The sequence below is a fragment of the Streptomyces sp. YS-3 genome (genome assembly GCF_045257485.1).
Classification (GTDB): Bacteria; Actinomycetota; Actinomycetes; order Streptomycetales; family Streptomycetaceae; genus Streptomyces.
In genome coordinates this window covers 1-8,798 of the sequence record NZ_JBJHPC010000298.1, presented here as the reverse complement: position 1 = coordinate 8,798, position 8,798 = coordinate 1, and the positions used below count along the sequence as shown (strand labels likewise).

Genomic DNA, 8,798 nt, shown 5'->3' with positions numbered 1-8,798 from the left:
TCCCCGTGCCCGGCGCCTTCCGCCGGGCCGCCCCCGCCGTGTGCGGGAGCGCCCCTACCGCACCTGTCGTACGCCGGCCCCTCGCCCTCAGCCGTCCCGACGGCGGCCCGGGGCCCCGCGCGTCACTTCCCGACCGGCTCCAGGAAGCCCTGGCCGACCAGCATCCGGATCGACTCCGGGGTGCGGTCGCGCAGCTGGACCGGGTCCTCCCCGATCAGCTGGGCGATGGCGTCCAGAATGCGGCCCGCGTCCAGCTGACCGTCGCAGACGCCCGCGAAGCCCGCGCCGACCGTGTCCACCGTGGTCGCCCGGCGCATGCCCCGGTTCTGCCGCAGCACCACGTGCTCCGGGTCCTCCGCGCCCGGCAGCCCGACCTGCTCCTGCACCACCTCGTCGGCGAGGCGGAACCGGTCGGCGAGCAGCGCCGCGTCGTCGCGTGTGCGCAGGTACTCCTGCCGGTCGAAGTGGGCCCGGATGGTCTCGCCGAGCGGCTGCTCGACCGGGTGCGGCCACTCCTCGACGGTGACCGAGGGCTGCTCGGAGCCGGACTTGCGCAGCGTGATCCAGCCGAAGCCGATCGCCCTGGTCCCGCGCGCCTCGAACTCGTCGAGCCACGCCTCGTACCGCTCGGCGTAGGCCTCGGGGCCGGTGCGGTGGTCCCCGGCGTCACGCAGCCACAGCTCCGCGTACTGCGTGACGTCCTGGACCTCGCGCTGCACGATCCAGGCGTCGCAGCCGCGCGGCACCCACGAGCGCAGCCGCTCCTGCCACTCCTCGCCGTCCACGTGCTGCCAGTTGGCGAGGAACTGCGCGTATCCCCCGTCGTTCAGCCGGGCTCCGGCCTGCTGCACGAGGGTGCGGCACAGGTCGTCCCCGCCCATGCCGCCGTCCCGGTACGTCAGCCGGGCGCCCGGCGAGATGACGAACGGCGGGTTGGACACGATCAGGTCGAACGTCTCGGCGCCCACCGGGTCGTAGAGCGAGCCCTCGCGCAGATCTGCCTCGGGAGCGCCGGACAGGGCGAGGGTGAGCCGGGTGAAGGCCAGCGCGCGCGGGTTGAGGTCGGTGGCGGTGACGCGGGTCGCGTGCTGTGCGGCGTGCAGCGCCTGGATGCCGGAGCCGGTGCCGAGGTCGAGGGCGGAGGCGACCGGCGTACGGACGGTGAGCCCGGCGAGCGTGGTGGACGCGCCGCCGACCCCGAGGACCATCGCGGTGTCCGCCCGGCCGCTCGCGCCGCCCGCGCCGCCGACGGCGCAGCCGAGGTCGGAGACGATGAACCAGTCCTGCCCCTCCGGACCGCCGTACGGACGCACGTCAACGGCGGCGCGCACCTCCTCACCCGCCCGGGTGAGCCAGCCGTCCTCCAGGGCCTCGTCGCCCGGCAGGGCCGCCCGGACCCGCTCGTACGCCACGGGCTGCTGGAGCAGGAACAGCCGTACGAGCGTGTCGAGCGGCGTGTCGCCGCGCGTGGCGCGCAGGGCGGGCACCGTCTCGCTGCGGGCCAGCGCGGCGTAGGCGGGGGCGCCGAGCAGGTCGAGCAGGCCGTCGGCGGTGAAGTCGGCGGCGAGCAGGGCGTCGCGGAGCCGGGCCGCGCGATCGGGCACGGGCAGGCCGGCGGGCGGATTGGCGGGAACACTGGTCGTACTCACCCCGCCATTGTGGCGGCTCGTACCGACAAACACCCACGGCCCGGCACCCACATGGGGTCCGGGCCGTGCGAGAGGGCTCTGGCGGCGCGGTGCGGCGCCGCCGCGCGCCTTCTACTCGGCGCTCGCCGAGGACGACGGCCTGGCCGAGTCGGACGGCTTCGCCGACGCCGAGGAGCCGGCGGAGGCCGAGGGCTTCGCCGAGTCCGAGGGCTTGGCCGACTGCGAGGCCGACTGCGAGGCCGGGCCCGAGGGGGACGCCTGCTTGGAGGCGTCGCCGCCGGCGGCGGGCGTGGCGGAGGAGGACGCGGAGGCGGTCTGCTTCTGGCAGCCCGGCTGCTTCTGCATCGCCTTGCCGAGCTCGCCGGACTCCAGCTTCTTGAGGGCGTCGTCGCTGCTCTTGCTGATGGTGTTCAGCTGGTCGGCCACGCCCTTGAGCCCATCGGCGAACTTCGCCTGGTCGCCGGTGTCGAGCGCGTCGACCTTCTTCTTGAGGTCGGCGTAGGAGGCGGAGGACGCCGTCAGCTCCTTGCCGGCCTCCTGCTGGGTCTTGTCGCCCTCGTCGACGGGCGGGACGCCGGCCTTGTCGAGGCTGCCGGCGAGCGCCTTGTACGCGTCGGAGATCTGCTGGAAGGCAGCCGAGTCCGTCTTCTGGACATCGGCCGGCTTGCTCTCGTCGGCCGTCTGCTTCTCGATGGAGGCGTTGGCGTCAGTGATCTTCTTGATCTGCGGCTGGGCCTGGTCGCAGAAGGTCTTGGCCCAGTCGTTCACCTTCTTGTCCGAGTCGTCGCTGCTGCAACCCGACAGTGCGAGCACCAGTACCGCGCCGCCGGACAGTGCGGCCGCAAGCTTCTTGTTCACCGGATCGGTCCCTTCCAAGGCTCTCGGCCCCGGAACATACACGCCAAGTGGGCGACAACCGCGTGTCGTACGCCTGATCTGCTCGCTTTTGCAGCCATTTGCACCAAGGGAGAGAAGGCTCACGACGCAAAAGAGACGGGCGGACGGCGCGTCAATCCGCACCGTCCGCCCGCCCTTGCCGTGCTCTTCCTAGGAAACGACCGCCGGGTCAGGTGACTTGGCGGCCATCTCGTGGTTTCCCTCGTCCCCCACCGCCACTCCGCGGCGCTTGGAGACGTACACCGCGCCGACGATGACGGCCGTGGCGAGCACCGCCACCACCGTGCGCACGGCGGGGCTGGCGTCCGCCCCGTAGCTGAACTTGACGACCGCCGGCGCGATGAGCAGCGCCACCAGGTTCATCACCTTCAGCAGGGGGTTGATGGCCGGGCCCGCGGTGTCCTTGAACGGGTCGCCCACGGTGTCGCCGATGACGGTGGCGGCGTGGGCCTCACTGCCCTTGCCCCCGTAGTTGCCGTCCTCGACCATCTTCTTGGCGTTGTCCCACGCGCCACCGGAGTTGGCGAGGAAGACGGCCATCAGCGTGCCGGTGCCGATCGCGCCCGCGAGGTACGAGCCGAGCGCCCCGACGCCGAACGTGAAGCCGACCGCGATGGGCGCCAGCACCGCGAGCAGGCCGGGGGTGGCCAGCTCCCGGAGCGCGTCCTTCGTACAGATGTCGACGACCCGTCCGTACTCCGGCGTCTCGCTGTAGTCCATGATCCCGGGGTGCTCGCGGAACTGCCGCCGCACCTCGAAGACCACCGCGCCCGCCGACCGGGACACCGCGTTGATCGCGAGACCCGAGAACAGGAAGACGACGGCCGCGCCCAGCATCAGGCCCACCAGGTTGTTGGGCTGGGAGATGTCCATGCTCAGCGTCATCTCGCTGGACTTGGCGCCCACGTCGTTCACCGCGGTGGCGATGGCGTCCCGGTACGAGCCGTAGAGCGCCGCCGCCGCGAGGACCGCGGTGGCGATGGCGATGCCCTTGGTGATGGCCTTGGTGGTGTTGCCCACGGCGTCCAGGTCGGTGAGGACCTGCGCGCCCGCGCCCTCGACGTCACCGGACATCTCGGCGATGCCCTGCGCGTTGTCGGAGACCGGGCCGAAGGTGTCCATGGCGACGATGACGCCGACCGTGGTGAGCAGACCGGTACCGGCCAGCGCCACCGCGAACAGGGCGAGCATGATCGAGGTGCCGCCGAGCAGGAACGCTCCGTAGACGCTCAGACCGATCAGGAGGGCCGTGTAGACGGCGGACTCCAGGCCGATGGAGATACCGGCCAGGACGACCGTCGCGGGGCCCGTGAGGGACGACTTGCCGATGTCGCGGACCGGGCGCCGGGTGGTCTCGGTGAAGTACCCGGTCAGCTGCTGGATGACGGCCGCGAGCACGATGCCGATCGCCACCGCGATCAGCGCCAGGATCCGCGGGTCGCCGTCGTGCGTCTTGATGGCGGCGTCGGTGACCCCGTCCAACTCGGCGTACGTGGACGGCAGATAGATGTAGACCGCTGCCGCGACCAGGGTGAGGGAGATCACCGCGGAGATGAAGAAGCCGCGGTTGATGGCGGACATCCCGCTGCGGTCGGCGCGCCGCGGGGCGACCGCGAAGATGCCGATCATCGCGGTGACCACGCCGATCGCCGGGACGATCAACGGGAAGGCCAGGCCGGAGTCGCCGAAGGCCGCCTTGCCCAGGATCAGCGCGGCGACCAGGGTGACGGCGTAGGACTCGAAGAGGTCCGCGGCCATGCCGGCGCAGTCGCCGACGTTGTCGCCCACGTTGTCGGCGATGGTGGCGGCGTTCCTCGGGTCGTCCTCCGGAATGCCCTGTTCCACCTTGCCGACGAGGTCGGCGCCGACGTCCGCCGCCTTGGTGAAGATGCCGCCGCCGACACGCATGAACATGGCGATCAGCGCGGCGCCGAGGCCGAAGCCCTCCAGCACCTTGGGGGCGTCCGCGGCGTAGACCAGGACGACGCAGGAGGCACCCAGCAGGCCGAGGCCCACCGTGAACATGCCGACCACGCCGCCCGTACGGAAAGCGATCTTCATGGCTTTGTGCGAGACGGCCGTGAGATCTTTTTCGGGTTCGCCTTCCGCGGGGGTCGCCTCGCGGGCGGCTGCCGCCACGCGCACATTCGCGCGTACGGCCAGTCGCATGCCGACGTATCCGGTCGTCGCCGAGAAGAGCGCGCCGATCAGGAAGAAGGCAGACCGGCCCGCCCGCTGCGACCAGTTGTCGGCCGGCAGCAGGAAGAGCAGGAAGAACACCACGACGGCGAAGATGCCGAGGGTGCGCAGTTGCCGGGCCAGATAGGCATTCGCGCCTTCCTGCACGGCTGCCGCGATCTTCTTCATCGACTCGCTGCCCTCACCGGCCGCCAGCACCTGGCGGACCAGCAGTTGGGCCACGACCAGGGCCGCGAGGGCCACGGCCGCGATGACGATCACGATCAGTCGGTTGTCGTCGGTCAGAACCGCCGCCGCGAGTGAAGTGGGGTGATCGAGTTCTTGTGGGTTGAAGAGCCCCGCCATTCGTCCTCCTTGACGTTCAAGCTCAAGATGTGGACGGATTGTAGGGAGCGGAACACGATCAAAACAGGGCGCGGCCGACGGAATTGACCTTCAGTCGCCCATCAGCAAATGATCGCGCCATGAAAAGGCCCCCGAAAGCGGTAATGGGGCAAAAGCATTGACGGCTGATCAACGATCTAGAGAATAATCCCTAAAAACGAAAAAGGCCCTGCTCAGCAGGGCCTGTTCGGCGGGGGTCCAAGGACCGGTCAGGGCTCGGCGGTCGCCCCGGTGATCGGCCAGGTCATACGGATGACACCGCCGGACTCGTCCGAAGTGACCTCCACGTCGTCGACGAGGCCGCTGATGACCGCGAGGCCCATCCCGTCCTCCCCGCCGTCGTCCGGCTCCTCCTCGGCGGCGGCCCCGCGCCCACCCGGCGCGGCACCCCCGGAACCCGGACCGGGCACCTCGTCCCCGACCTCGATGGAGAAGGACTTCTCCTCCTCGGTCAGCGCGACGCGCACCGGCGCCGTCAACCCGTACGCGCGGTGCAGCCCCACAGCACGGCTGCACGCCTCGCCGACGGCGAGCCTGACCTCGTCGAGGACCGCCTCGTCCACCCCTGCTCGGCGCGCCACGGCGGCGGCCACCAGGCGGGCCGTCCGGACGTGTTCGGGCTGGGCGCTGAAACGGAGTTCAACGGTGGCCATGCGATCCCCCTCGAACGTACGGGCGTGCTTGTCAGGGGCCCCGGGCCTTGAGGGGCCCGGTGCCCCTGTTCTTCCTCCGGAGCCGTCAGTCGGTGGCGTTGACGGCTTCGTCGACCGATCCATGGATCGGGAACACCTTGGTGAGCCCGGTGATCCGGAAGATCTTCAGAATGCGCTCCTGGTTGCAGACGAGCCGCAGGGAGCCCTCGTGGGCACGGACACGCTTGAGTCCGCCCACGAGCACGCCGAGGCCGGTGGAGTCGAGGAAGTCCACGCCCTCCATGTCGACAACCAGGTGGTAGCTGCCGTCGTTCACCAACTCGACCAACTGCTCGCGCAGCTTGGGCGCGGTATACACATCAATCTCGCCACCGACCTCGACGACCGTACGGTCGCCACCAGGGCCGGACACATTGCGAGTCGACAGGGACAGGTCCACGGATCCTCCAGCACCTTGCTATCGAGCGGCCGATCCCTGAGTCTCCCCGGCGGAGCCAGAGAACGGATCGCCAGCCGCGATGGCATTCAATCACTTACCAGCAGCCATGCACGACGCCTTGGGACCATTGTCCGTCCCGCCAGTGACACACTCGGTGCCGATGGCCAGGAATCTCCGCCCCAGAACACCCGCTCAGGGCACGGGTGAACGACCCGACCCCGGCATGGTCCTGCACCGGCTCGCCTCGGGGGCGGACCGGGCTGCGCGCATCACTCATACGGAGCACTTGCCCCCACGTGAGGGCCGTCATGCAGTCTGGCCGCACCGCATCCGCCCGGAAGTGATCAACGCCATCCGGCGGGCCGGTGTGGAGCACCCCTGGGCCCACCAGGCAGCCGCCGCCGAGCACGCCCTGGACGGCGAGTCCGTGGTGATCGCCACCGGCACCGCCTCCGGGAAGTCCCTGGCCTACCTCGCCCCGGTCCTCAGCACGCTCCTGGACGGCTCCGAGGCCCCGAACGGGCGCGGCGCCACCGCCCTCTACCTGGCCCCCACCAAGGCCCTGGCGGCCGACCAGCGGCGCTCGGTGAAGGCCCTCGCCCAGCCCCTGGGCAACGCGATCCGGCCCGCCGTCTACGACGGCGACACGCCGGTCGAAGAACGCGAATGGGTGCGCCAGTACGCGAACTACGTCCTCACCAACCCGGACATGCTGCACCGGGGCATACTCCCCGCCCACCCCAGGTGGTCCTCCTTCCTGCGCTCGCTGCGCTATGTCGTCATCGACGAGTGCCACACCTACCGGGGCGTCTTCGGCTCCCACGTCGCCCAGGTCCTGCGGCGCCTGCGCCGGCTCTGCGCCCGCTACGGCGCCGACCCCGTCTTCCTCCTCGCCTCCGCCACCGCCGCGCAGCCGTCCGTGGCCGCCCGCCGGCTGACCGGCCTGCCCGTCGTCGAGGTCGCCGACGACGCCTCGCCGCGCGGCGAGGTGGTCTTCGCCCTGTGGGAGCCGCCCCTCACCGACTTCCTCGGTGAGAAGGGCGCGCCCGTGCGCCGCACCGCCACCGCCGAGACCGCCGACCTCCTCACCGACCTGGCCGTCCAGGGAGTGCGCACGGTCGCCTTCGTCCGCTCCCGGCGCGGCGCCGAGCTGGTCGCCGTCATCGCCCAGGAGCGGCTGTACGAGGTGGACCGCACCCTCGCCCGCCGCGTCGCCGCCTACCGGGGCGGCTACCTCCCCGAGGAACGCCGGGCCCTGGAGCAGGCCCTGCACTCCGGCGAACTGCTCGGCCTCGCCGCCACCTCCGCCCTGGAGCTGGGCATCGACGTGTCGGGCCTGGACGCCGTGATCATCTCCGGCTACCCCGGCACCCGCGCCTCGCTGTGGCAGCAGGCGGGGCGCGCCGGGCGCTCGGGCGAGGGCGCGCTGGCGATCCTGGTCGCCCGGGACGACCCGCTGGACACCTACCTCGTCCACCACCCCGAGGCGCTGTTCCAGCAGCCCGTCGAGTCGACCGTGCTCGACCCGGACAACCCCTACGTCCTCGCCCCGCACCTGTGCGCGGCAGCCGCCGAACTGCCGCTCACCGAGTCCGACCTCGAACTCTTCGGACCGGCGAGCCCCGGCCTGATGCCGCAGCTGGAGGCCGCGAAGCTGCTCCGCCGACGGGCGTCGGGCTGGCACTGGACCCGCCGCGAGCGGGCCACCGACCTCGCCGACATCCGGGGCGGGGGAGGCCGTCCGGTCCAGATCGTCGAGGCGTCGACGGGACGGCTGCTCGGCACGGTCGACGCGTCCGCCGCCCACACCTCCGTCCACGACGGCGCCGTCCACCTCCACCAGGGCCGTACGTACCTGGTGAAGCGTCTGGACCTGGACGACCCCGCCGGCCCGGTCGCCCTCGTCGAGGAGGCCAGTCCGCCCTATTCGACCGTCGCCCGCGACACCACCTCCATCTCCGTACTCGAAACGGACACCGATGTTCCGTGGGGAGCCGGCCGTCTCTGCTACGGCTCCGTCGAGGTCACCAACCAGGTCGTCTCCTTCCTGCGCCGCAAACTCATCACCGGCGAGGTGCTCGGCGAGACCAAGCTGGACCTGCCGCCCCGCACCCTGCGCACCCGGGCCGTGTGGTGGACGGTCACCGAGGACCAGCTCGACGCGGCCCGGATCAACCCGGAGATCCTCGGGGGCGCGCTGCACGCCGCCGAGCACGCCTCGATCGGCATGCTGCCGCTCTTCGCCACCTGCGACCGCTGGGACATCGGCGGGGTCTCCGTCCCGCTGCACCCGGACACCCTGCTGCCGACGGTCTTCGTGTACGACGGCCAGCCGGGCGGCGCCGGGTTCGCGGAGCGCGCCTTCCACACCGCGCACGAGTGGCTGACGGCGACCCGCGAGGCCATCGCCTCCTGCGAGTGCGAGGCGGGCTGCCCGTCCTGCGTGCAGTCCCCCAAGTGCGGCAACGGCAACGAGCCGCTCCACAAGCGCGGCGCGGTCCGGCTCCTCACGGAATTGCTGCGGGGGGCGCGGCGGACCTGGCGGCGCTGGCGGCGGCCGACCGGGCGCTGTGGGGG

Annotated in this window: 6 protein-coding genes; 1 reads left to right on the top strand and 5 read right to left on the bottom strand. The window is 71.4% G+C overall.

The window, feature by feature from the left end; translation table 11 throughout:
- Nucleotides 1-122 precede the first annotated feature (122 nt).
- The 5 genes from ACJA3G_RS22585 to ACJA3G_RS22565 all read right to left on the bottom strand — a co-directional run bounded on the left by ACJA3G_RS22585 (nucleotide 123) and on the right by ACJA3G_RS22565 (nucleotide 6,221).
- On the bottom strand, nucleotides 123-1,649 hold the full coding sequence (locus tag ACJA3G_RS22585; RefSeq protein WP_406554846.1) for a methyltransferase: 1,527 nt from the start codon (nucleotides 1,647-1,649) through the stop codon (nucleotides 123-125).
- A gap of 111 nt (nucleotides 1,650-1,760) precedes the next feature.
- A complete protein-coding gene (locus ACJA3G_RS22580) occupies nucleotides 1,761-2,507 on the bottom strand; it encodes a small secreted protein (protein ID WP_406554845.1) in 747 nt (248 codons plus the stop codon).
- A gap of 189 nt (nucleotides 2,508-2,696) precedes the next feature.
- Nucleotides 2,697-5,090, bottom strand: coding sequence for a sodium-translocating pyrophosphatase (locus ACJA3G_RS22575; RefSeq protein ID WP_406554844.1), 2,394 nt, complete (start codon nucleotides 5,088-5,090; stop codon nucleotides 2,697-2,699).
- 248 nt (nucleotides 5,091-5,338) lie between these two features.
- Nucleotides 5,339-5,782 carry an ATP-binding protein gene (locus ACJA3G_RS22570; protein ID WP_406554843.1) on the bottom strand — a complete coding sequence of 148 codons (444 nt, stop codon included), beginning with the start codon at nucleotides 5,780-5,782 and terminating at the stop codon, nucleotides 5,339-5,341.
- Nucleotides 5,783-5,867: 85 nt separating this feature from the next.
- Entirely contained in the window at nucleotides 5,868-6,221 is a 354-nt protein-coding gene (locus ACJA3G_RS22565; RefSeq protein ID WP_053728100.1) for an STAS domain-containing protein, read from the bottom strand.
- Between the two features lie 79 nt (nucleotides 6,222-6,300).
- On the opposite strand from ACJA3G_RS22565, the gene ACJA3G_RS22560 reads away from it, so the two are divergent.
- On the top strand, nucleotides 6,301-8,798 hold a 2,498-nt coding region (locus ACJA3G_RS22560; RefSeq protein ID WP_406554842.1), incomplete at its 3' end, for a DEAD/DEAH box helicase.